Source organism: Klebsiella sp. ZJOU C1, assembly GCF_035620215.1.
GTDB lineage: Bacteria > Pseudomonadota > Gammaproteobacteria > Enterobacterales > Enterobacteriaceae > Klebsiella > Klebsiella variicola.
In genome coordinates, this window is record NZ_CP141644.1 from 3279167 (window position 1) to 3302196 (window position 23030).

Genomic DNA, 23030 nt, shown 5'->3' on the forward strand with positions numbered 1-23030 from the left:
TCGCTGCGCGCCACCGTTACGCCTGGGTTCGGGTTCGTTGCGCCGCCAGCAGCGCGTTGAGTTCCGGCACGCAGGAGCCGCAGTTGGTCCCGCATTTCAGCTTTCCACCCAGCGCCCCGACGCTGGCGCAGCCGCTGGCGATAGCCTCGTTAATTGACCGTTCCCCCACGCCAAAGCAGCTACAGACGATCCGCCCCCGCGGGGCGACGGCGGCGCCCGGTCGGCCGCTAAGCAACGCATGTCGCTGGACGGCATCGGACGGCGGCGCGGCAAAGGCGGCGCTTATCCATACGCTATCCACCGCCGGCTCGCGCGCATCGCTCCACCAGCCGAGCATCAGACTCCCCTGATGCCAGGCCAGCAGGTTCCATACCGCGCCGCCGTCAGCCACCTGTAGCTGCCAGCCGCGCCGGGCGCACCACGCGCTGATCCACTGTCGGGCAGACGCCTCCCCGGCCAGCGAATAGTGCAGCACGCCAGGCGCTGCCCGCCGCCGCCAGTGCCAGGCCGCTGGAAACGGCAGCGGTTCGCGACAAAGCAGCTCGCTGTGCCAGGCCGGTTGCCAGGCGGCGATGGCCACCGCCGCCTGTTTACTTTCCGGCTGGCCGGAATACGGGTCGGTGACGGCGGCCAGCAGGTTATTCACCCGCCCCTGACGGGCAAACTGATTGTTCCAGTGCATCGGAACAAACAGCGAGCCGGGGCGCTGCCCTTCACTGATCGTCACTTTCGCCACCATCACCCCATGCCGCGACCAGATCCGCGCCAGCCCGTCGGCGGGAAGCTGGTAGCGAACGGCATCCTGCGGCGCCACCTCCACCACCGGCTCCGCGATGTGCTGCATCAGCCGCGGCACCGCGCCGGTACGGGTCATGGTGTGCCACTGATCGCGGATCCGCCCGCTGTTGAGGATCAGCGGATAAAAGACATCGGTTGTCGCCCGGGTCGGTTGAGGCGTCACCGGCACCATCCGCAGCCTGCCATCGCCATGCCAGCCGCGCGCGATATCCCAGGCGGCCTCGCTGCGGCTGACCGGCCAGCGCACCGGCGCCATGGCGTCCCACGCCTCACGGCTGAGATCCGCCAGCGCGCCGATATCAAACGCCCGCTGACCGTCGTTTTCGAAACCGGACAGCGCCGCATGCTCGCGGAAGACGTCATGCGGATGCTGCCAGGCAAACGCCTCGCGATACCCCAGCGCCTGCCCCACTCTGGCGATGATCCACCAGTCCGCTTTCGCCTCCCCCGGCGGCGGCAGGAAGCTGCGCTGACGGGAGATCCGCCGCTCCGAGTTGGTGACCGTGCCATTCTTCTCGCCCCAGGCCAGCGCCGGAAAGCGGATGTGGGCGAAATGTCCGGTATCGGTCTGGGCGGCGACATCCGAGACGATCACCAGCGGACAGGCGGCCAGCGCCTGGCTCACCGCGTGGCTGTCAGGGAGCGACACCACCGGGTTGGTGCCCATGATCCACACCGCTTTGACCTCGCCGCGGCCAATGGCGGCAAACAGCTCCACGGCGGTCAGTCCCGGGGTCTGCGCCAGCCGTTCCGTCCCCCAGAAGCGGGCCAGCCGCTGCAGATCGTCTGGCACAAAATCCATGTGCGCGGCCAGCATCGTCGCCAGCCCGCCGACTTCGCGGCCGCCCATGGCGTTGGGTTGACCGGTCAGCGAAAAGGGGCCGCAGCCGGGGCGGCCATACTTCCCGCTGGCCAGATGGACGTTGATGATGGCGTTACATTTGTCGCTGCCGCTGGCGGATTGATTGATTCCCATGGTGTAGAGGGTGATCGCCCGCGGGGCGGCGATAAACTCGCGATAGAAGGCCGCCACCTCATCGACAGTCAGGCCGCAAAAATCCGCTACCTTCGCCACGTCCCAGCCTCTCGCCTCGGCCAGCGCCTGTGAGCCATCGCGAAAGCCGTCGATGCAGGCTCCGGCCTGCGCCACGGCGTTAAGCAGCCCCACGAACAGCCCACCGTCGCTCCCCGGGGCCAGCGCCAGATGGCGGTCGGCGATCTCGCAGGTGGCGGTGCGCCGGGGGTCGATCACCACGATCCGCAGTCGGGGATTATCCCGCTTCGCCTGCGCCAGCCGCTGGAACAGCACCGGGTGCGCCCAGGCGGCGTTCGAGCCGACCAGCACCACCAGATCGCTGTTTTCCACATCCTCATAGCTACAGGGCACCACATCGGCGCCAAAGGCCCGTTTGTAGCCGGTCACCGCCGACGACATGCACAGCCGCGAATTGGTGTCGATGTTCGCCGCGCCGATAAATCCCTTCATCAGCTTGTTGGCGGCATAGTAATCCTCGGTTAACAGCTGGCCAGAGGCGTAGAAGGCCACCGCCTGCGGGCCGTGCTGGTCGATAACCTGTTGCAGGCGCGCAGCGGTCTCCGCCAGCGCCTGAGGCCAGGCTACTTGCTGGCCGTCCACCTCCGGCGCCAGCAGCCGCCCCGCCAGGCCCGTGGTCTCCCCGAGGGCCGCCCCTTTGACGCACAGGCGGCCGAGGTTGGCCGGGTGCTGATCGTCGCCGCGCACGCTCACCTGCCCCGCGTCGTCCACGCTCGCCAGCACCCCGCAGCCTACGCCGCAGTAGGGGCAGGTCGTTCGGATGGTCTGCATCAGGAGGCCTCCGCTCGGGCCAGCAGCTGCTGGCTGCCCACCCACACTTTGCCGTTTTCCACTTTCACCGGCCAGGCGCGTACCGCCTGTTCACTGCCGTCGCACGGCCAGCCGTCACGCAGGCGGATCCGCTGTTTGTACAGCGGGGAGATCACCACCGGCTCGCCGCCGACGTCCCCTAACAGCCCGCGTGACAGCACGTTGGCCGCACTGCCCGGCTCGCGGTTGTCCAGGGCGTAGACCCGATCGCCAAAGCGGAACAGGGCAATCTGCCGCTCCCCTAAGCGGGCGCCGATCCCCGCCTGCGCCGGGATGGCGTCAAGGTCGCATACCGCCTGCCACGGCCGGGATGGGAGTTCGCCCTCGGGCAACGTCTCAGTCAGCAACAGCTGCGGCTGACCACGCAGCTCGTGACGCTGCACCGCCTCGTCCGGCTGGTCGCTGTTCACGAAGGAGCGGAACAGCGCCAGACGCTGCGGATCGTTGAGGGTGGTCTGCCACTCGCACTGGTAGCTGTCGACGATCCGGGCCATCTCCTGCTCCAGCTCCTCGCCAATGCCGAGACTATCCTCCAGCACCACCTGCCGCAGATAGGCGACGCCGCCCTCCAGGTTATCCATCCAGGTGCTGGTCCGCTGCAGGCGATCGGCGGTACGGATATAGAACATCAGCAGACGATCGATGCTGCGGATCAGCGTCGCTTCGTCGAGATCGCTGGCAAACAGGTCGGCGTGACGCGGTTTCATCCCGCCGTTGCCGCAGACGTATAGATTCCAGCCTTTATCGGTGGCAATCACTCCGATATCTTTCCCCTGGGCTTCGGCGCATTCGCGGGTGCAGCCGGAGACCGCCATCTTGATTTTGTGCGGGGCGCGCAGCCCTTTATAGCGATGCTCGAGCCGCACGGCGAGCCCGGTGGAATCCTGCACGCCGTAGCGACACCAGGTTGAGCCGACGCAGGATTTCACCGTGCGCAGCGACTTGCCGTAGGCGTGGCCGGTTTCAAACCCGGCGTCGGCCAGCTCGCGCCAGATAGCCGGCAGCTGTTCCAGCCGCGCGCCAAACAGATCGATACGCTGGCCGCCGGTCACTTTGCTGTAGAGCTGGTAACGTTTGGCGATCTGCCCGATAGCGATCAGCCCGTCCGGCGTCACTTCCCCCGCCGCCATCCGCGGCACCACCGAATAGCTCCCGTCCTTCTGAATATTGGCGAAATAGCGGTCGTTGGTATCCTGCAGCGGCAGGTGCGCCGGCTTCAGCAGGTACTCGTTCCAGCAGGAAGCCAGCACCGAGGCCACCAGCGGTTTGCAGACATCACAGCCGTGTCCCTGGCCGTAGCGGCTAATCAGCTGCTCGAAGGTATGGATATGATTGACCCGTACCAGGTGGTAAATCTCCTGGCGCGACCACGGGAAATGCTCGCAGACGTCTTTTTTCACTTCGACGCCCTGCTCCGCCAGCTGGTACTCCATCACCTGTTTCACCAGCGCGCTGCAGCCGCCGCAGCCGGTGGCCGCTCTGGTGCAGCTTTTTATCGCCGCCATATCCCCCGCCCCATTGTTCACCGCCTGGCAGATATCGCCTTTGCTGACATTATGGCAGGAGCAGATCGGCGCGCTGTCGGGCAGCGCCGCGACGCCGAGCGCCTTCGGCGCGGCGCCCTCCAGCGCGGGCAGGATCAGGCTCTCCGGACGCGGCGGCAGCGCCATGCCGTTCAGCATCATCTGCAGCAGCGTGGCATAGTCGCTGGCCTCCCCCACCAGCACGCCGCCAAGCAGGGTTTTGCCGTCCTGACTGACGACGATTTTTTTGTACACCTGCTGCGGACCGTCGGTCCATTGATAGCTCTGGCAGCCCGGCGTGCGCCCCTGCGCATCGCCAAATGAGGCGACGTCTACCCCCAGCAGCTTCAGTTTGGTACTCATGTCGGCGCCGCTAAAGCAGGCGTCTTCTCCCGCGAGGGTGGCCGCGGCGATACGCGCCATCTGGTAGCCCGGCGCCACCAGACCGTAAATTTTATTGTCCCACAGGGCGCATTCGCCTATCGCCAGCACGTCCGGGTCAGAGGTGCGGCACTGGCCGTCGATGTGAATGCCCCCGCGTTCGCCCACCTGCAGCATGCAACCGCGGGCCAGCGCGTCCTGCGGACGGATCCCCGCCGAGAAGACCACCATGTCGGTCCGCAGCGCGCCGCCGTCGGCAAAGTTCAGCCGCAGGCCGTCGGCCTCGCGCACGATGGCGGTGGTCGCTTTGCTGGTATGCACCCCCACGCCGAGGGCGACGATCTTCTCCCGCAGCATCGCCGCCCCGCCGTTATCCAGCTGGACGGCCATCAGGTTCGGGGCAAACTCCACTACGTGCGTGTCCAGCCCCAGCTGTTTCAGGGCGTTAGCCGCCTCCAGCCCGAGCAGGCCGCCGCCGATAACCACTCCGGTCTTCGCCGCGGCGGCATGGGCGGCGATACGGTCGAGATCGTCAAGAGTGCGGTAGACAAAGCACCCGTCGAGATCGTTGCCAGGGATCGGCGGAACAAAGGGATAGGAGCCGGTCGCCAGCACCAGTTTATCCCAGTGGGTTTCATGTCCCTCGGCGTCTCGCACCAGCCGCGCGTCGCGGTCGATCGTCGCCACCGCCTCGCCGAGGCGGAGTTCGATGCCGTGCTGGTGAAAGAAATCATCGGCCACCAGCGACAGCGATTGAGCGCTGCGCCCGGCGAAATATTCGGAGAGATGGACCCGGTCGTAGGCGGCGTAACGCTCTTCGCCAAACACCACGATTCGATATTGCTGATGCAGGTTGCGGCTCACGCATTGTTCGAGAAAATGGTGGCCGACCATGCCATGTCCCACCAGCACTAATACAGGTTTCGTCATCGTCATTATTCCTGCAGCCTGCGGCTGCGTTGAAGAGGGGTCAAAAAGCCAGTCCGCGGTGGCGGGCTCGTCGCTTTCCAGGCGCGCGGTGAGCGCGGCGGCGGCGGTGCAGTCGCCCATCAGCAGCACGCCGCGCAGGCGGCCGTCGCGCAGCAGCAGGCGACGGTAGTGGCGATCGATGGGGTCCCAGCTGGTATAGATGTCATCCTGTTCGCCGGCCTGCTGCTCCCCGACGCTAAAGAGTTCAATGCCGGTAACCTTCAGGCGGGTCCCGGCGTCCTGCCAGACAAAGCCCTCACCGGGGGCGCCGCACAGGCGATCCGCCAGTACCTCGGCCTGGCGCAGGCAGGGAGCCACCAGCCCCCAGGTCTGGCCGTCAATTTCGCAACATTCCCCGACGGCGCTGATCCCCGGCAGCGAGGCGGCCATCTGGCGGTCAACCACGATCCCCCGCTGACACAGCACGCCGCTCTGCGCCGCCAGACGGCTGTTAGGCTGCACGCCGGCGGCCAGCACCACTCTGGCGGCACGGAAAGCGCGCCCGTCCGCCAGCCGCACGCCATCCTCTTCGATGGCGGCGATCCGGCATTCCAGCACACAGCGGATGCCGCGCGCTTCAAGCTGCTGCCTGAGCTCATCGGCGGCAAAAGCGTCGGTCAGCGGCGCCATTAATCCGCTGCCGCGATGCAGAAGAGTGACCTCCCCGCCGTGGCGACGCAGCGCCGCCGCCGCTTCCACACCCAGAACCCCACCGCCAATCACCACCGCCGGCCCGGGTATCGCCAAAATACGTTCCACGTCCGCCAGGGTGCGGAAGGGGATAACCTGCGGACGATCACGGCCCGGCAGCGGCGGGATAAAGGGCCGCGAACCGGTGGCGAACACCAGCTCGTCCCACGGTAGCCAGGTTTCCGCGATGCGCAGCCGCCGTTGCTCAACATCGACTTCATCGACCGCCTCGCCGGACCGCAGGCACACCCCGTGCCGGGTGTACCACTCCGCCGGCAGCAATGGGAGCTGCGCCGCCGTTTTTTCGCCAGCCAGCAGCGGCGAGAGCTGAATGCGGTTATAGGCCGGATGCGGCTCGTCGCCGACGACAGTAATGGCAAACTGCGCGGGGTCGCGCTCAACCAGTCGCTGCACCAGTCGGGTGGCCGCCATGCCGTTACCGATCACCACCAGTCGCCGCGTCATGACCGCCTCCTCACGCCGCTTTCGGCTGTTTTTCATACAAAAAATGCAGGATCTGCTGGCGCAGATGGTGATACCGGCTGTCGTCCGCCAGCTGAACGCGGTGACGCGGACGCGGCAGATCGACCGCGAGGATCTCGCCGACCGTCGCCGCCGGACCGTTGGTCATCATCAGCACCCGATCCGAGAGCAGCACCGCTTCATCAACGTCGTGGGTGATCATGACGATGGTGGTATTAAGCTCCTGCTGGATATGCATCACCGTGTCCTGAAGGTGAGCGCGGGTCAGCGCGTCCAGGGCGCCGAAGGGCTCATCAAGCAACAGCACCTTCGGCTTCATCGCCAGCGCCCGGGCGATACCTACCCGCTGCTTCATACCGCCGGAGATCTCCCCGGGCCGTTTGTGCAGCGCATGCCCCATCTGCACGCGCGCCAGGTTGTGTTCGATCCACTCCCGGCGCTCACTCTTGCTCATGGTGCGACGGAACACCTGATCCACCGCCAGCGCCACATTATCGAAACAGCTCAGCCACGGCAGTAGCGAGTGGTTCTGGAAAACCACCGCCCGCTCCGGCCCGGGCCCGGCGATTTCCCGGTTATCGCACAGCAGTCCGCCCTCGGTGGGCGTCGTGATCCCGGCGATCAGATTCAGCAGGGTCGATTTTCCGCAGCCCGAGTGGCCGATCAGACTGATGGTCTCCCCTTCGACGATATCGAAGGAAACATTCTGCAGCGCCAGGAACTCGCCGCTGGCGGTGTTAAAGCGCTGGCTGACGGCCTGCACCTGAATTAATGGTTTCATGTTGGCTCCTTATTTGTCCTGCCAGCTAAAGCGGCGGGCGAGCAGCATCAGACCCTGCTCCAGCAGCAGGCCGACGACGCCGATAATGACGATGGCGATGATGATGTTTTCCACATTGAGGTTGTTCCACTCGTTCCAGATCCAGAAGCCGATCCCCAGCCCGCCGGTGAGCATTTCCGCCGCCACGATCACCAGCCAGGCGATGCCGATGGAGAGACGCACGCCGGTGAGCACCGCCGGCAGCACTGCCGGAAAGAGAATTTTGCGCATCACCGTCCACTCCGAGAGCTGGAGGACGCGGGCGACATTGAGATAGTCCTGCGGGATCCGCCGCACGCCTTCCGCGGTGTTGATCACCATCGGCCAGATGGAGCAGATAAAAATGGTCCAGCTGGAGGCCGGCTCCGCCTTCTGGAACAGCAGCAGGCCAATCGGCAGCCAGGCCAGCGGGCTGACCGGGCGCAGCAGGGCAATCAGCGGATTAAACATGCGGGCGAAGAACAGCGAACGGCCGATCAAAAACCCCAGCGGAATGCCCGCCAGCGCCGCCAGGCCGAAGCCCACCGCCACGCGCTGCAGGGAGGCCAGCACGTTCCAGCCGATGCCCATGTCATTGGGCCCGTCCTGATAGAACGGATCGGCAAACAGCGTCAGCGCCGAGTCCAGCGTGCTCAGCGGCGTGGGAAAACCTTTGCTGTGCATCGCCGCCAGCTGCCAGGCCAGCAGCAGCACCCCCAACCCCAACAGCGGGGGCAGCAGGCGCTGAATGAGCTCACGCAGCCAGCGCGTGACGGTTGGCGTGGTGCGCCGGACCTGCACCGGCGGCAGGATAATCACTTCGCCAGGCGCGTTCTCCACGCTGACGACCGGTTGCTTACGTTGTGCCTGCTTCATCTCATGCCCCCTTACGTTGAATGGCAAAATGGCGGGCGTAGCCTTCCGGGTCAGACCCGTTCCAGACCGTACCGTCCATCAGTGTGCTGTTACGCATCGTGGCTGCCGGGGTGCTGATCCCGCCGACCGCCTGGGCGGCAGCCTGCCAGACGTCGATGCGGTTAATGCGCGACGCCACCGCGAGGTAATCCGGAGCCTGCTTCAGCAACCCCCAGCGGCGGAACTGGGTGAGGAACCACATTCCGTCCGACAGCCAGGGGAAACTCACCTCGCCCCCGGCCCAGAAGCGCATCGGATGGGCATCCTGCCAGCGGCGGCCGAGACCGTTGTCATACTCCCCCAGCATCCGGCCGGTGAGGTACTGTTCCTTGGTATTGAGCCAGCCGCGTCTGGCGAGCAGGCGGGCCGTCTCCTGAGTGTTCTCCGGCGAGGCGGCGATCCAGCGCTGCGCCTCCATCAGGGCCGCCACCAGTGCGCGGGCGGTGTTCGGGTTACGTTCCACCCAGTCGCGACGGGTGCCCAGCACCTTTTCCGGATGCTCGGGCCAGATATCCTGGGAAGTGGCCGCGGTGAAGCCAATGCGGTCGTTAATGGCGCGCGCGTTCCACGGCTCGCCGACGCAAAAGCCGCTCATATTGCCGATGCGCATGTTCATCACCATCTGCGGCGGCGGCACCACGACGGTGCGCACATCGTTAAAGGGATCGATGCCGGCGCTCGCCAGCCAGTAGTAGAGCCACATGGCATGGGTGCCGGTGGGAAAGGTATGGGCGAAGGTGTAGCTGCCCGGCGCGCTGCGGTCGATCAGCCGTTTCAGCCCGCCGAGGTCGGTTACCCCTTTCTCCTGCAATTCACCGGAGAGGGTGATGGCCTGACCATTGCGGTTGAGGGTCATCAGATTAGCCATCGCCTGCGGCTTGCTGGCGATCCCCAGTTCAAGACCGTACAGCAGGCCGTAGAGAATATGCGCCGCGTCCAGCTCGCCGGCCACCAGCTTGTCGCGCACCGCCGCCCAGCTGGCTTCCTTACTCGCCACCAGGGTGATGCCATACTTTTTGTCAAACCCCTTCGCCGCGGCGATAGCCAGCGGCGCGCAATCGGTCAGCGGAATAAATCCGACCCGCACGCGGGTTTGCTCCGGTTTGTCCGATCCGCCGGCCCATGCGGCCTGCATCACCCCCGGCAGCAGCATCGCGCCGCCCAGCGCGGCCCCTGCCTGCAGCAAGCGCCGCCGGGAAATTGAAAACTTGTCGCTCATATCCGCTCCACCACGCGCAAAAAAAAAGCGTCCGACAGTGCATACGCACTGCAGGACGCCTTTATCCACGGACACCCGAACCGCCATTGGTTCGTTGTCCGGACTTTTATTCACTCAATAAGTAATGCAAACGGGATGCCAGCTTTGGCAATGGCGCGCTGGCAGGCTTTTTCCCAACGTTGGCCGGTTTTTCACGTAAAAGTGCACCGCCGGCAGGCAAAGAATGCCCATCGATTGTGCATCTACTCCTTTGGTGTTAGCGGCCAAATCGCCTTCACCATCAGCAGCGCGCGGGCTATCTCAACCATGCGCTGGTTTTTGTCCATGGCCATCTTGCGCAGCGTCTGCCAGGCCTGCTCCTCCTGCATTCCCTGGTGCGTCATCAGCAGGCTTTTCGCTTTTTCTATCAGCTTGCGTTCTTCGAGCGCGTCTTTCAGCGAGGCCAGCTGGCTGGAGAGCTGCTGTAGCTCATAGGCCTGCTGGCGCACCAGCGGCAGCAGCTGTTTATCCAGATGCGGCGTCAGGGTATCGACTTCCTCGCCGGGCAGCCAGCCAGGCGCGTCGTCCACTAACAGCGTGTCGGTGGCGTTCAGTAGATCGTCGATCAATTGCTCTTCCACTTCGCGCAGGTGTTCAAGCCGCTGGGTTTGCAGGCCAAACCAGCGCAGCGCCGTTTCCCCGCCGTCGGCGGCCGGCTGGCGGGTGCAGGCGATCCGCCGCAGCTGCTCAATGTCCAGGCCGGCCTGGCATTGGGTGATAAACAGCTGGACGGTCGCCGGGCTGCCCAGCGCCTGAAAGCTGTCGAAGCAGGGCTGCTGACCGTCAATACGGTCCACCAGCTGCTGGCGCAGGCTGTCGCTGAACTCGCCGCGGGTAAAGCCCAGAGCGCCCAGCGCGCGCTCCTGACCCACCAGCTCTTTACCCTGCATAAAGCTGTACAGCGCGACCATGCGGCCGGCCACCGGCGGATCGTCAATGCTGTCATTGAGCTGCGGGACGATGTTCAGCAGATGGCGGATGACACGGCTGAATTGCTCCGTCGCGGCTTCCGCGGCAATCTGCCGGCGGGCGATCTGCTCACGCAGCGCCGGAAGCTGCAGCAGATCGCCAACCGCCCTGGCAATGCGCCAGCACAGCGCGCTGCCGGCGACCGTACGTGCCCGTTCGAGGCTGGCATAGAACAGCGCTAACCGCTCATCAACCAGCGCCCCGCCCGCCCGACACTCCGCCGCATACAGTTGGCCGCCCGAGCAAAGAAAAATATTCGATGCCCCGCGCTCACACTGCAGCATATGCACCAGCGCGCTGAGCTGGCTGGCCAGTTCTCCCAGTTGGCTAAGCTGCTGAAGCTGTTGTTTTTGCAGGCGACGCGCCAGCTGCAGCCAGGCCGTCTCATCGTGCGCGTGACCAGTCGTATTATTCATACCCCTCCTCCGGGTTAACGCTTTATACTGCGGTAAAGCAATAACCGTGCCTTTAAGAAGGAGTTTGTATGCAACGTATTGTGATTATCGCCAACGGCGCCGCCTATGGCAGCGAATCCCTGTTCAACAGCCTGCGCCTGGCCATTGCCCTGCGCGAGCAACAGTCCGACCTCGATCTCAGGCTGTTTCTGATGTCCGACGCCGTCACCGCCGGGCTGCGCGGGCAGAAGCCGGCGGAAGGATACAATGTGCAGCAGATGCTGGAGATCCTCACCGCCCAGCAGGTGCCGGTGAAGTTGTGCAAAACCTGCGCGGACGGCCGCGGCGTCAGCGCGCTACCGCTGATTGACGGCGTGGAGGTCGGTACTCTGGTTGAGCTGGCCCAGTGGACGCTGGCGGCAGATAAAGTGCTGACCTTCTGAATGTAGGCCGTCGAACGGGATGAAATGTCACGTATTGGCGCTTGAAGAGACAAAAAAAACGTTAGCTGAATGCTTTCAGGAACAACGTCATTTTTGTTTAATCTTTATCCCTTTTTTTGATCAAAATCAGCATCCCGGCCCGCGCCGTTTGGTGTGATGCACAGAGCAAAGTGTGAACAATATCACGCGAGGACTGGGTGGGCAGGATGCTGTAGCGGGACAGAAACGGGGTACAAAAATGGCGATGGTTAAAGCAAGTTTGACGTTATTTGGTGGTGACACACTGGTGGTGCGATGTTCAGAGCGCTGCCATATTCATCTAATGAGCGCGAAGGTCCCGGGCGATAGCCATGCGGATATTCTGAGCGTGCAGGATCGGGACAGCGCCTATCTGACGGTGCCCTACAGCGGCACCTGGAACGTGCTTATCGACAGTCACAGCCAGTCACTGGAGCACTCCATCAGCTACGTGCCAGCCTGACAGTTACTATCAGAACACGCCCGGCCGTGCCGGGCGTGAGATTCATGACAAACCTCATGCAATCATTGTGCTTGCAGATTGCACCAGAAAAATAACAGGGAAAATCAATTTATTGATTTTCGGCTGATAGCCACCAGTAAGGAAAAACCACGCTTTTTCCTTACTGGTCAGCAATCGGACGCCCGGCCGTGCCGGGCGTTTTTCTTTTCCGCGCGCTCAGGCCAGGCCCGGCGTCGGACTCTCGCCCAACAGCGCGCGTACGCTGGCCACCAGGTCATCGAGACTGGCGTCGTGCATCCCCAACTTGCTTAGCGCCTGCTCGAGCGAAAACAGATACTGGGCGTTGGTGCCGAGCGGCCCGCTGGCCCGGGCGATCAGCGGGGCGATAACCTGGGCGCTGGTATCCGGTTCAAACAGTGGGTGGCGCGGATCCATAATAAACACCAGGGCATTCACCGTCCGTCCGTCATCCAGCTCCAGCTTGCACCAGGTAGGCAGATAGCAGCCGGTGATCATCTCCCGCTTCCACAGCAGGGTCAGTTCTTCTTCCAGCGTGTCGTCAGGCAAACGATAGGCGACGCCGGTGGTTCGGCCGCCCTCTTTGAGAGCCAGCATGCGTCCCGGCTGGCAGGCGCTACCGCGCCCGGCGGTCAACCGCAGGCAAAACGCACGATGCCAGCCCGGCAGCGTCCCGGTGCAGGACTCGCGATAATTGAGCGCCGGGTTCCAGATAAGCGAACCGTAGCCAAAGATCCACACTGAGCCATCATCCGGGCGGCAGGCCAGCGTCGCCGCCAGCGAGGCTGCACGTTGTTCTGCCGACCAGAGTAGCGATTCCTCAATAGCGCCAAACGCTGTCTTACAATCCGCATTCATTAAGAAATCACGAGTTAACACTGTTTACTACCTCCGCCACTGCCCGCTTCCCGGCGTTCGTCTCATGCATCCGTCAATATTGCTGAAATATTATCCAGCTTTATCCTTCAATAAGCAATCAGCGGGGCGCTGGCAAGCATAAAAGCGGCGTCAGCAATTATTTTTTCTTATGCCACTTATCATCATCGCCTTTCTCGTAGCTATTCTTCACCGCCGCCCAGGCGACTTTGTGCGCCGTCTCTTCGCGGCTGGCGTCATCGCGCCGCTCATCTTTATCTTTATATTGATCCCAGGCGCTGTTAAACGCTTCTTTATAAATTTCCTGCGCATGAGCAGGCAGAACATGCTGAACGCTGTCGGGGAGTTCTTGTTTATTGCGATAGGGCATACTGACCTCCTGTTTGAGCATTAAATTTAAGTCTGGTACGCAAGCGGCTGGCTATCAAGGTCAAAATGAGTAGAAAAATTATTTTAGTAATTATCTGAATAGTAAGAACTAAATAGTGGTAAACATAAATTATAATAAACTAATCAAGATATCACTCGATACCCGTAAATTTAAGTAAAAAACCAGCGGTAATTTATCAAAATCTGTTACTTTACCGCCCTACGTTTTTATAATTATAACACCTGCATAAATGGAGATGGTTCATGACCCATGCACATGAGGCGGTAAAAACCCGCCATAAGGAGTCTTCCCTCGTCTTTCCGGTGCTGGCGCTGGCGGTGCTGTTTTTCTGGGGCAGCAGCCAGTCACTGCCAGTGGTTATCGCAATTAATATCCTCGCGCTGGTCGGTATTTTAAGCAGCGCCTTCAGCGTGGTCCGCCACGCCGACGTCCTCGCCCACCGCCTGGGCGAACCCTATGGCTCCCTGATTCTCAGTCTGTCGGTGGTTATCCTTGAGGTCAGTCTGATCTCCGCCTTAATGGCCACCGGCGACGCCGCGCCGACCCTGATGCGTGATACGCTCTACTCCATTATTATGATCGTCACCGGCGGTCTGGTCGGTTTCTCTCTGCTGCTGGGCGGGCGTAAATTTGCCACCCAATATATGAATCTGTTCGGCATTAAGCAGTATCTTATCGCCCTGTTTCCGCTGGCGATTATCGTGCTGGTCTTTCCGATGGCGCTGCCGGGCGCAAACTTCAGCACCGGGCAATCGCTGCTGGTGGCGGTGATCTCGGCGGCCATGTACGGCGTTTTCCTGCTGATTCAAACCAAAACCCATCAGAGTCTGTTTGTTTATGAGCATGAAGACGACAGCGACGATGACGACCCGCACCACGGTAAACCGTCTGCCCACAGCAGCGGGTGGCATACCGCCTGGCTGCTGGTGCACCTGATGGCAGTGATCGCAGTCACCAAAATGAACGCCAATCCGCTGGAAACGCTGTTGACCAGCATGAACGCCCCGGTGGCCTTTACCGGCTTCCTGGTGGCCCTGCTGATCCTGTCGCCGGAAGGCCTTGGCGCCCTCAAAGCGGTGCTCAACAATCAGGTACAGCGGGCGATGAACCTGTTTTTCGGCTCCGTACTGGCCACCATCTCGCTGACGGTCCCGGTGGTCACCCTCATCGCCTTCCTGACCGGCAATGAGCTGCGCTTTGGCCTTGGCGCCCCGGAGATGGTGGTGATGGTCGCTTCGCTGGTGCTGTGCCATATCTCCTTCTCCACCGGGCGCACCAATGTGCTGAACGGCGCGGCCCACCTGGCGCTGTTCGCCGCCTATCTGATGACCATTTTCGCCTGACCCCGCTTACCCGCCCGGCGGAGTCCGGGCGAAAAAAAAGCCTGCCGGTGTTAACACCGGCAGGCTTTTTCTGTGATGCGGTCAGGCTTACTTGCTGGTATCCAGCTCGTCGAAGCTTTTCACCAGATCGTCAATCGCTTTCATCTGCTTGAGGAACGGCTCCAGTTTATCCAGCGGCAGCGCGGACGGGCCGTCGCATTTCGCGTGGTCCGGATCCGGATGCGCTTCGATAAACAGACCGGCGATACCTACCGCCATACCGGCGCGGGCCAGTTCGCTCACCTGCGCGCGGCGACCGCCGGAGGCAGCGCCAAACGGGTCACGGCACTGCAGCGCGTGGGTGACGTCGAAGATAACCGGCGAGTTGTTGGAGGCTTTCTTCATCACGCCGAAGCCGAGCATATCCACGACCAGGTTGTCGTAACCGAAGTTAGCGCCGCGGTCGCAGAGGATCACTTTGTCGTTACCGCCTTCGATAAACTTATCGACGATATTGCCCATCTGACCCGGGCTGACGAACTGCGGCTTCTTGACGTTGATCACCGCCCCGGTTTTGGCCATCGCTTCCACCAGGTCAGTCTGGCGCGCGAGGAAGGCCGGAAGCTGGATCACGTCCACCACGTCAGCCACCGGCTGCGCCTGGCTGGCTTCATGAACGTCGGTGATGATTTTCACGCCAAAGGTCTGCTTCAGCTCCTGGAAAATCTTCATCCCTTCTTCCAGACCCGGACCACGATAGGAGTGGATGGAGGAACGGTTGGCTTTATCAAAGGAGGCTTTGAAGACGTAGGGGATGCCAAGCTTCTGCGTAACGGTGACATAATGTTCGCAGATGCGCATCGCCAGGTCGCGCGACTCCAGCACGTTCATCCCGCCGAACAGCACGAACGGCAGGTCGTTTGCTACGTTGATATCACCAATGCTAACCACTTTTTGTTTCATAAGTTCGCCTTATCAGGGTGTAACCGGAATGGTTCCAGACTAATGCAATGTAATTTGTTTGTGCGAAATCGTGTTGATCTGCGCGCGGATCATCTCACTGATCGGATCCTCCGGGCACTGCTCAACGAAATAGCTCAGATCCAACAGCGCCACGTGATCGCAGTCCAGCTGGGCGTATATCAGCCCGCGGTCGCGGATCTCATACGGATCTTCCGGGTTAAACTGCAGCAGCGCTTCGCTGGCGCGCAGAGCCAGCTCCATCTGCCGCTCTTCCATCAGCGCCGACTTCAGGGTGTCCAGCAGCTTGCGGATCACCTCGGCGTTATCCGCTTCGTCGAGATCTTCATTAAACAGTTCCGCCACCGGCCCGATGTTGCCCTTCAGCCATACCTCCAGGGTATGTTCGTCGAGGGTCTCGCCGTTAAACGGATTAATCAGCCACATCTCTTCGCTGGTTTCCGGATCCGCACGCAACAGCATTTGGGTCGGGAAGATCACCGGCACCACCGGCAGCGCCAGGCGCTGGGCGATCCACAGCAGGATCGCGCCTAACGACACCGCGCTCCCCTGACGGTTGACCAGCACTTTATCCAGCCATAACGCGTCGGAAAGACGATAAATGCCCTGCGACGCGCCAAAGCCCCACTCGTCGTAAAACAGCGCCAGCAGGCGTTCTATCTGGCGTTCCTGGTCCCACGACGGCGCAATCTCCTCCTGCGCGAGGCGCAGCAGCCGCTGCAGCTCTTCCTCGACAAAACGCGACGGAAAATCGTCGCGGACCTGTTCAGAAATGAGGACCATGCCATCACACAATGGCGCTTTGTTAAATTCGAAATCCGCTAATGACCCCATGCCCTACCCCAGTATCGGTATTCTTGTGATGGCGAGTTGAATGATAATAAACAACACCACCAGCGCCAGCAGGAACGCGATAAAACGGCTCTGCTGGCTGCGCGGACGACGGCGGCCCAGCGCGATAAAACCTAATGCGATGTAAATGATAACGCCAAACAGCTTTTCAGTCAGCCATGCGCCGTCTTCGGTGAACGGCAGGTAGTGCGTTATCGCCATTAAACCCGCACCGCTGAGAAACAGCAGCGTATCGCTGCAGTGCGGCGCAATTCGCACCCACCGCTGGTTCAGCAGCGGGCTCTGATGATACATCCACCAGTAACGTAAAACGAACAATCCTACCGACACCACCACGCTGGCGATGTGCAGGTAGAGGACAGCCGTGAATAAGTTCATCAGCCAACGTTCTCCATGTCGGGTAAACGTCCGAGAGTCAGACGTTCATTGTCGCCATAGTCGCGACAGGTCGCGACGTCGAGATAGCCCGCTTCGCGGAACAGGGCGCGAACCGCCTCGCCCTGGGTCCAGCCATGCTCCAGCAGCATCCAGCCGCCGGGCAGCAGATACTGCCGTCCCTCGCGGATAATCTGCGCCAGATCCGCCAGCCCCTGATCGGCAGCAACCAGCGCCGTCAACGGCTCAAAGCGCACATCGCCCTCGGCGAGATGCGGGTCGGCGCCGTCGATATAGGGTGGATTACTGACGATCATGGCAAAACGCTGCCCGGCCAGCGCGCTAAACCAGTCGCTTTGCCGTATCGTCACGTTAGCGATGTCCAGATGAGCGGCATTGCGCAATGCCAGCGCCACGGCGTCCGGCATCACATCCACCGCGGTGACCTCGCAATCCGGACGCTCGCTGGCCAGCGCCAGAGCAATGGCGCCGGTCCCGGTGCCGAGGTCGAGAATACGGCACGGCACGGCAGGCAGTCGCGCCAGCGCCTGCTCCACCAGACACTCGGTATCCGGTCGGGGGATCAGCGTCGCCGGGGAGACGAACAGCGGCAGCGACCAGAACTCACGCTGCCCAACCAGGTGGGCAATGGGTTCTCCGCGCTGACGTCGCTGCAGGAGCGCCTCCAGCGTCGTCGCCTCGTCAGCGGACAGCGTCGTTTCGCCGAAGGCCAAAATCCAGGTGCGCGCCCGGCCGGTAACATGTCCCAGCAGGATCTCGGCATCGCGTCGCGGGCTGTCGCTTTCACGCAGCCGGGCGATCGCCTGCTGCAGCCAGGCCTGAAAGGTCATCATTCCTGCTCGGACAGCGCCGCCAGCTGATCGGCCTGATATTCCTGAACAATTGGCTCAATCAGCATATCGAGTTTGCCTTCCATGGTTTCATCCAGACGATAAAGCGTCAGGTTGATGCGGTGGTCGGTCACGCGCCCCTGTGGGAAATTGTAAGTGCGGTTACGGTCGCTACGATCGCCGCTGCCCAGCAGGTTACGGCGCGTGGAGGCTTCCGCCTGCTGACGCTTGGCCACTTCGGCGGCGCGGATACGCGCCCCCAGCACTGACAACGCCTTGGCTTTGTTTTTATGCTGGGAACGTTCGTCCTGACACTCCACCACGATGCCGGTCGGCAGGTGAGTAATACGGATAGCTGAGTCGGTGGTGTTGACGTGCTGACCGCCCGCGCCGGAGGAGCGGAAAGTATCGATGCGCAGATCCGCCGGGTTAATGTCCGGCATTTCGGCTTCCGGCAGCTCCGGCATCACCGCCACGGTGCAGGCGGAGGTATGAATACGCCCCTGCGATTCGGTGGCCGGCACACGCTGCACGCGATGGCCGCCGGATTCAAATTTCAGCCGACCGTAAACGCCGTCGCCGCTGAATTTGGCGATCACCTCTTTGAATCCGCCGTGTTCACCTTCGTTGGCGCTGAGGATCTCCACCTGCCAGCGACGCGATTCCGCATAGCGGCTGTACATGCGGAACAGATCGCCGGCAAACAGCGCCGCTTCGTCACCGCCGGTTCCGGCGCGCACTTCCACGAAAGCGTTACGCTCGTCATCGGGATCTTTCGGCAACAGCAGCACCTGCAGCTGTTGCTCCAGCTGGTCGCCTTTTTCTTTGGCGTCACGCAGCTCTTCCTGCGCCATTTCGCGCATCTCCGGATCGTCGAGCATCATCTGCGCAGTTTCGATATCCTCCTGCACCTGACGCCAGTCGGTATAGCAGCGCGCCACATCGCTCAGTTGAGCATATTCCCGCGACAGCGCGCGGAATTTATCCTGATCGGCAATCGTCGCGGCATCGCCGAGCAGCGCCTGCACTTCTTCATGGCGCTCGTACAACGCTTCCAGTTTGGCAACAATAGAAGACTTCATAGGCGTGAATTCACCCTGTCCTGAAAATAAGAGAAAGGTGCGCTATTCCAGCCCGAGGCTGTTGCGCAGAATATGCAGGCGTTCGTCGTCCCCGTCACGGGCGGCCTGCTGAAGAGATTTGGTTGGCGCGTGGATCAGGCGGTTGGTCAGCTTGCGGGCCAGATCCTGCATAATTTCCTGGGCATCACCGCCCTGCTCCAGCGCGGCCAGCGCCTTCGCGGTCAGCTCCTCACGGACCTGCTCAGACTGAGAACGGTATTCGCGAATCGTCTCGCTGGCGCTCTGCGCGCGCAGCCAGGCCATAAATTCGCTGGTCTCCTGCTCGACGATCGATTCCGCCTGCACCGCCGCGGCTTTACGCTGCGCCAGGTTATGCTGAATGATGTTTTGCAGATCGTCGACGCTGTAAAGGTAGGCGTTGGCCAGTTTGCCGACCTCTGGTTCGACATCGCGCGGAACGGCGATATCCACCAGCAGCATCGGCTGGTTACGCCGCGCCTTAAGCGCGCGCTCCACCATGCCTTTGCCGATGATCGGCAGCGGGCTGGCGGTGGAGCTGATAATAATGTCGGCCTCTTTCAGCCGTTCGTCGATATCGCTGAGGGCAATCACCTCGGCGCCCACTTCGTCCGCAAGCGCCTGGGCGCGTTCGCGGGTGCGGTTGGCAATCACCATTTTGCGCACGTGATGTTCGCGAAGATGGCGCGCCACCAGTTCGATGGTTTCACCGGCGCCGACCAGTAACACGGTGACGCTGGAGAGCGATTCAAAGATTTGCCGCGCCAGGGTACAGGCGGCGAACGCGACGGAAACGGCGCTGGCGCCGATATCGGTTTCGGTACGCACACGCTTTGCCACCGAGAACGATTTCTGGAACATCCGCTCCAGTTCGCTGACGTTAAGATGACCGCGGCTGGAATCAGCAAACGCTTTTTTCACCTGGCCGAGGATCTGCGGCTCGCCCAGCACCAGCGAATCGAGGCCGCTGGCGACGCGCATCAGATGGCTGACGGCGTCATTATCCTGGTGCCAGTAGAGGCTCTTACGCAGGTCTTCTTCGTTGAGGCCGTGATAGTTGCACAGCCAGCGGATCAGCGCTTCCTGCAGATTGTCCTGCTCTTCGACGCTGAGATAGAGTTCCGTGCGGTTGCAGGTCGACAGCACTACCCCACCCTGCACCATCGGCTGAGCCAGCAAGCTCTCCAGCGCCTGATCGAGCGTTTCCGGCGAAAACGTCACGCGTTCTCGCAGGTCGACCGGCGCTGTTTTGTGATTGATGCCAAGAGCTAAAAGGGTCATTGTGAGGGAGTAGTACCAGCGTTGCTAAGGTTAGTCTGAGTGCATCATACAGGATGCGCGTAATCAATAAAAGAGAGGCTCCCCTTTTGGAGTAATAGCCAAAGCAAGACCGCCATTAACGTTAATTTTTTGATTTCAGACAACTTGAACGTAGACGCTATCGCCCGGCGACGCTAGCATTAAGGGTTATAAATGTAACCTGCTACACAAATCGGCCCGCTATTCCCCTGCCGCCGTTTTTCCCTGTAGACATCAAGGATTTGTCATCATTATGAATCGACTGTTCCGCTTGCTGCCGCTGGCCAGCCTCGTCCTCACCGCCTGTTCTCTTCATACGCCGCAAGGGCCTGGCAAAAGCCCGGATTCGCCGCAGTGGCGTCAGCACCAGCAGGCTGTTCGCAGCCTCAACCAGTTCCAGACTCGCGGGGCGTTTGCCTATCTTTCCGATGAGCAAAAAGTCTATGCTCGCTTCTTCTGGCAACAGACCGGCCAGGACCGCTATCGCCTGCTGCTGACCAACCCGCTGGGCAGCACCGAGCTGTCGCTGACCGCGCAGCCAGGCAGCGTGCAGCTGATCGATAACAAAGGCCAGACCTACACCGCCTCCGATGCCGAAGAGATGATCGGCCGCCTGACCGGGATGCCGATCCCGCTGAACAGCCTGCGCCAGTGGATCATCGGCCTGCCGGGCGACGCCACCGACTATTCGCTGGACGATCAGTACCGTCTGCGTGAACTTAACTACACGCAAAATGGCAAAACCTGGCACGTCACCTACGGCGGCTACACCAGCGATACCCAGCCAGCCCTGCCGTCTAATGTCGAGCTGAACAATGGCGCTCAGCGCATCAAGCTGAAGATGGATAACTGGATCGTGAAATGATGAGCCGCTGGCCCTCTCCTGCAAAACTGAATCTGTTTTTATATATCACCGGCCAGCGGGCCGATGGTTACCATACCCTGCAGACGCTGTTTCAGTTTCTCGACTATGGCGACACCTTGACCATCGAACCGCGAACTGACGGTCAACTGCGCCTGCTGACGCCGGTGGCCGGCGTGCCGGACGAGGAGAACCTGATCGTTCGCGCCGCGCGTCTGCTGATGCGTGCCGCCAGCGAAAGCGACCGCCTGCCGGCGGGTAGCGGCGCCGATATCAGTGTCGACAAGCGCCTGCCGATGGGCGGCGGCCTGGGCGGCGGCTCATCCAATGCCGCCACCGTGCTGGTGGCGCTCAACCATCTCTGGGGCTGCGGTCTCTCGGAAGAGGAGCTGGCGACCCTGGGCCTTCAGCTGGGGGCCGATGTGCCGGTCTTCGTGCGCGGTCATGCCGCCTTTGCCGAAGGGGTCGGCGAAATTCTGACGCCGGTGGAGCCCGAGGAAAAATGGTACCTGGTGGCGCACCCGGGGGTCAGTATTCCGACGCCAGTCATTTTTCGCGATCCGGAGCTACCACGAAATACCCCGCGCCGGTCAATTAATACGTTATTAAATTGTGAATTCAGCAACGATTGCGAGCTTATCGCAAGAAAACGTTTTCGCGAGGTTGATGCAGCGCTTTCCTGGCTGTTAGAATATGCGCCGTCACGCCTGACCGGCACAGGGGCCTGTGTGTTTGCTGAATTTAACACCGAATCCGCTGCCCGTCAGGTGCTGGACACTGCCCCGGCATGGCTAAACGGCTTTGTGGCGCGCGGAGTTAACCTCTCGCCGCTCAAGCAGGCCCTGCTCTGAATCCTGCGCCGTGATGGCGCAACGATAACGAGTCAACCGGGGAAATTGAGTTACGGTGACAACGTCACCCTGTTCCAGACGTTGCATCGTGCTCTTTAAATACACCGACTGGATCGAATGGCGCCAGCCCGCACATTATTGGCCCACTCATCCACCACTGGACGCATGCCTGAGGTTCTTCTCGTGCCTGATATGAAGCTTTTTGCTGGTAACGCCACCCCGGAACTAGCACAACGTATTGCCAACCGCCTGTACACTTCTCTTGGCGACGCCGCTGTAGGTCGTTTTAGCGACGGCGAAGTCAGCGTACAAATCAATGAAAACGTACGCGGTGGTGATATTTTCATCATCCAGTCCACTTGTGCTCCCACCAATGACAACCTGATGGAACTGGTTGTTATGGTTGATGCTCTGCGTCGTGCTTCGGCAGGTCGTATCACCGCCGTTATCCCTTACTTCGGTTATGCTCGCCAGGACCGTCGTGTTCGTTCTGCTCGTGTGCCAATCACCGCGAAAGTGGTGGCAGATTTCCTGTCCAGCGTCGGCGTTGACCGCGTGCTGACCGTTGACCTGCACGCAGAACAGATCCAGGGCTTCTTCGATGTGCCAGTTGATAACGTGTTCGGCAGCCCAATCCTGCTGGAAGATATGCTGCAGCTGAACCTGGACAACCCGATTGTGGTTTCTCCGGACATCGGCGGCGTCGTGCGTGCCCGCGCTATCGCTAAACTGCTGAATGATACCGATATGGCTATCATCGACAAGCGCCGTCCGCGCGCCAACGTCTCCCAGGTGATGCATATCATCGGCGACGTGGCTGGTCGTGACTGCGTGATGGTCGACGATATGATCGACACCGGCGGCACCCTGTGTAAAGCGGCAGAAGCACTGAAAGAGCGTGGCGCGAAACGCGTATTCGCTTACGCCACGCACCCGATCTTCTCCGGTAACGCTATCCAGAACATCAAAAACTCTGTGATTGATGAATTTGTCGTTTGCGATACCATTCCGCTGGCACCCGAAATTAAAGCGCTGGATAAAGTGCGTACTCTGACGCTCTCCGGTATGCTGGCTGAAGCTATTCGCCGTATCAGCAATGAAGAATCTATCTCTGCTATGTTCGAACATTAATCGAGCCGAGCATAAAAACCCGCTGCGGCGGGTTTTTTTGTCGCTGAATTTTTAATTCTTCCACAAAATCATTCGGCATGCGTCAAGGCGGCAAGTGAATGAATCCCCGGGAGCGTACAGGCAGTACGTGACCGGGGTAAATGAACGCAGCCA

At 61.3% G+C, this 23030-nt stretch carries 20 protein-coding genes; 6 read left to right on the forward strand and 14 right to left on the reverse strand.

The annotated features are described in order from the left end of the window. Positions 1–16: 16 nt before the first annotated feature. The 6 genes from SPE70_RS15780 to nasR all read right to left on the reverse strand — a co-directional run bounded on the left by SPE70_RS15780 (position 17) and on the right by nasR (position 11065). Positions 17–2623 carry a nitrate reductase gene (locus SPE70_RS15780; RefSeq protein WP_064170560.1) on the reverse strand — a complete coding sequence of 869 codons (2607 nt, stop codon included), beginning with the start codon at positions 2621–2623 and terminating at the stop codon, positions 17–19. After that, positions 2623–6690, reverse strand: coding sequence for a nitrite reductase large subunit NirB (nirB, locus tag SPE70_RS15785; RefSeq protein WP_074188508.1), 4068 nt, complete (start codon positions 6688–6690; stop codon positions 2623–2625). Before nirB ends, SPE70_RS15780 begins: the two co-directional genes overlap by 1 nt. 10 nt (positions 6691–6700) lie before the next feature. Further along, positions 6701–7489 carry an ABC transporter ATP-binding protein gene (locus SPE70_RS15790; protein ID WP_004145418.1) on the reverse strand — a complete coding sequence of 263 codons (789 nt, stop codon included), beginning with the start codon at positions 7487–7489 and terminating at the stop codon, positions 6701–6703. A gap of 9 nt (positions 7490–7498) precedes the next feature. Continuing rightward, positions 7499–8383 (reverse strand): nitrate ABC transporter permease, encoded by an 885-nt coding sequence (gene ntrB / locus SPE70_RS15795; RefSeq protein WP_008804396.1) that lies wholly within the window; start codon positions 8381–8383, stop codon positions 7499–7501. A 1-nt stretch (position 8384) separates the two neighbouring features. Then, entirely contained in the window at positions 8385–9641 is a 1257-nt protein-coding gene (locus SPE70_RS15800) for a CmpA/NrtA family ABC transporter substrate-binding protein (protein WP_032432117.1), read from the reverse strand. 242 nt (positions 9642–9883) lie between these two features. Next, positions 9884–11065 carry a nitrate regulatory protein NasR gene (nasR, locus tag SPE70_RS15805; protein WP_012967812.1) on the reverse strand — a complete coding sequence of 394 codons (1182 nt, stop codon included), beginning with the start codon at positions 11063–11065 and terminating at the stop codon, positions 9884–9886. A 68-nt stretch (positions 11066–11133) separates the two neighbouring features. Here nasR and SPE70_RS15810 point away from each other — a divergent pair, with 68 nt between their 5' ends. Together SPE70_RS15810 and SPE70_RS15815 are read left to right on the forward strand one after the other, a co-directional pair. Beyond that, positions 11134–11487: a DsrE/DsrF/TusD sulfur relay family protein gene (locus SPE70_RS15810; RefSeq protein ID WP_008804393.1), complete on the forward strand. Its 354-nt coding sequence runs from the start codon at positions 11134–11136 to the stop codon at positions 11485–11487. Between the two features lie 238 nt (positions 11488–11725). Next, a complete protein-coding gene (locus SPE70_RS15815) occupies positions 11726–11968 on the forward strand; it encodes a DUF1883 domain-containing protein (RefSeq protein WP_002910387.1) in 243 nt (80 codons plus the stop codon). Between the two features lie 216 nt (positions 11969–12184). Here SPE70_RS15815 and SPE70_RS15820 read toward each other — a convergent pair whose 3' ends face one another. Together SPE70_RS15820 and chaB are read right to left on the reverse strand one after the other, a co-directional pair. Continuing rightward, positions 12185–12865: a gamma-glutamylcyclotransferase gene (locus tag SPE70_RS15820; protein ID WP_004203203.1), complete on the reverse strand. Its 681-nt coding sequence runs from the start codon at positions 12863–12865 to the stop codon at positions 12185–12187. Positions 12866–13001: 136 nt separating this feature from the next. After that, positions 13002–13232: a putative cation transport regulator ChaB gene (chaB, locus tag SPE70_RS15825; protein ID WP_008804392.1), complete on the reverse strand. Its 231-nt coding sequence runs from the start codon at positions 13230–13232 to the stop codon at positions 13002–13004. A 263-nt stretch (positions 13233–13495) separates the two neighbouring features. On the opposite strand from chaB, the gene chaA reads away from it, so the two are divergent. Further along, positions 13496–14596, forward strand: coding sequence for a sodium-potassium/proton antiporter ChaA (chaA, locus tag SPE70_RS15830; RefSeq protein WP_064170561.1), 1101 nt, complete (start codon positions 13496–13498; stop codon positions 14594–14596). An 87-nt stretch (positions 14597–14683) separates the two neighbouring features. Here chaA and kdsA read toward each other — a convergent pair whose 3' ends face one another. Genes kdsA through hemA form a run of 6 tightly spaced genes read right to left on the reverse strand, consistent with a single transcriptional unit; the run spans position 14684 to position 20015 of the window. After that, entirely contained in the window at positions 14684–15538 is an 855-nt protein-coding gene (kdsA, locus tag SPE70_RS15835; RefSeq protein ID WP_002910393.1) for a 3-deoxy-8-phosphooctulonate synthase, read from the reverse strand. A 39-nt stretch (positions 15539–15577) separates the two neighbouring features. Continuing rightward, on the reverse strand, positions 15578–16390 hold the full coding sequence (sirB1, locus tag SPE70_RS15840) for an invasion regulator SirB1 (RefSeq protein WP_008804390.1): 813 nt from the start codon (positions 16388–16390) through the stop codon (positions 15578–15580). Positions 16391–16393: 3 nt separating this feature from the next. Further along, the gene (gene sirB2, locus SPE70_RS15845) at positions 16394–16786 is read right to left on the reverse strand and encodes an invasion regulator SirB2 (RefSeq protein WP_008804389.1); all 393 of its coding nucleotides are present in this window, start codon (positions 16784–16786) and stop codon (positions 16394–16396) included. Beyond that, a complete protein-coding gene (gene prmC / locus SPE70_RS15850) occupies positions 16786–17634 on the reverse strand; it encodes a peptide chain release factor N(5)-glutamine methyltransferase (protein WP_032733229.1) in 849 nt (282 codons plus the stop codon). The genes sirB2 and prmC overlap by 1 nt, the downstream gene beginning before the upstream one ends. Then, complete coding sequence (prfA, locus tag SPE70_RS15855; RefSeq protein WP_008804387.1) at positions 17634–18716, reverse strand: peptide chain release factor 1; 1083 nt, start codon at positions 18714–18716, stop codon at positions 17634–17636. Before prfA ends, prmC begins: the two co-directional genes overlap by 1 nt. A gap of 42 nt (positions 18717–18758) precedes the next feature. After that, complete coding sequence (gene hemA, locus SPE70_RS15860; RefSeq protein WP_012541339.1) at positions 18759–20015, reverse strand: glutamyl-tRNA reductase; 1257 nt, start codon at positions 20013–20015, stop codon at positions 18759–18761. Positions 20016–20286: 271 nt separating this feature from the next. Here hemA and lolB point away from each other — a divergent pair, with 271 nt between their 5' ends. The 3 genes from lolB to prs all read left to right on the forward strand — a co-directional run bounded on the left by lolB (position 20287) and on the right by prs (position 22877). Then, entirely contained in the window at positions 20287–20898 is a 612-nt protein-coding gene (gene lolB, locus SPE70_RS15865) for a lipoprotein insertase outer membrane protein LolB (RefSeq protein WP_023340365.1), read from the forward strand. Continuing rightward, entirely contained in the window at positions 20898–21746 is an 849-nt protein-coding gene (gene ispE / locus SPE70_RS15870) for a 4-(cytidine 5'-diphospho)-2-C-methyl-D-erythritol kinase (RefSeq protein ID WP_012541338.1), read from the forward strand. Before lolB ends, ispE begins: the two co-directional genes overlap by 1 nt. Positions 21747–21929: 183 nt before the next feature. Continuing rightward, positions 21930–22877, forward strand: a complete 948-nt coding sequence (prs, locus tag SPE70_RS15875; protein ID WP_002910407.1) for a ribose-phosphate diphosphokinase — start codon at positions 21930–21932, stop codon at positions 22875–22877. Positions 22878–23030 lie beyond the last annotated feature (153 nt).

Bases quoted from the DNA above. Each gene is read 5' to 3' on its own strand.
- SPE70_RS15780 (WP_064170560.1), bottom strand. From the start codon at position 2,623: ATGCAGACCATCCGAACGACCTGCCCCTACTGCGGCGTAGGCTGCGGG.
- SPE70_RS15810 (WP_008804393.1), top strand. From the start codon at position 11,134: ATGCAACGTATTGTGATTATCGCCAACGGCGCCGCCTATGGCAGCGAA.
- chaB (WP_008804392.1), bottom strand. From the start codon at position 13,232: ATGCCCTATCGCAATAAACAAGAACTCCCCGACAGCGTTCAGCATGTT.
- SPE70_RS15815 (WP_002910387.1), top strand. From the start codon at position 11,726: ATGGCGATGGTTAAAGCAAGTTTGACGTTATTTGGTGGTGACACACTG.
- SPE70_RS15800 (WP_032432117.1), bottom strand. From the start codon at position 9,641: ATGAGCGACAAGTTTTCAATTTCCCGGCGGCGCTTGCTGCAGGCAGGG.
- hemA (WP_012541339.1), bottom strand. From the start codon at position 20,015: ATGACCCTTTTAGCTCTTGGCATCAATCACAAAACAGCGCCGGTCGAC.
- nasR (WP_012967812.1), bottom strand. From the start codon at position 11,065: ATGAATAATACGACTGGTCACGCGCACGATGAGACGGCCTGGCTGCAG.
- lolB (WP_023340365.1), top strand. From the start codon at position 20,287: ATGAATCGACTGTTCCGCTTGCTGCCGCTGGCCAGCCTCGTCCTCACC.
- sirB2 (WP_008804389.1), bottom strand. From the start codon at position 16,786: ATGAACTTATTCACGGCTGTCCTCTACCTGCACATCGCCAGCGTGGTG.
- nirB (WP_074188508.1), bottom strand. From the start codon at position 6,690: ATGACGCGGCGACTGGTGGTGATCGGTAACGGCATGGCGGCCACCCGA.
- chaA (WP_064170561.1), top strand. From the start codon at position 13,496: ATGACCCATGCACATGAGGCGGTAAAAACCCGCCATAAGGAGTCTTCC.
- ntrB (WP_008804396.1), bottom strand. From the start codon at position 8,383: ATGAAGCAGGCACAACGTAAGCAACCGGTCGTCAGCGTGGAGAACGCG.
- ispE (WP_012541338.1), top strand. From the start codon at position 20,898: ATGAGCCGCTGGCCCTCTCCTGCAAAACTGAATCTGTTTTTATATATC.
- SPE70_RS15790 (WP_004145418.1), bottom strand. From the start codon at position 7,489: ATGAAACCATTAATTCAGGTGCAGGCCGTCAGCCAGCGCTTTAACACC.
- kdsA (WP_002910393.1), bottom strand. From the start codon at position 15,538: ATGAAACAAAAAGTGGTTAGCATTGGTGATATCAACGTAGCAAACGAC.
- prmC (WP_032733229.1), bottom strand. From the start codon at position 17,634: ATGACCTTTCAGGCCTGGCTGCAGCAGGCGATCGCCCGGCTGCGTGAA.
- sirB1 (WP_008804390.1), bottom strand. From the start codon at position 16,390: ATGGGGTCATTAGCGGATTTCGAATTTAACAAAGCGCCATTGTGTGAT.
- prfA (WP_008804387.1), bottom strand. From the start codon at position 18,716: ATGAAGTCTTCTATTGTTGCCAAACTGGAAGCGTTGTACGAGCGCCAT.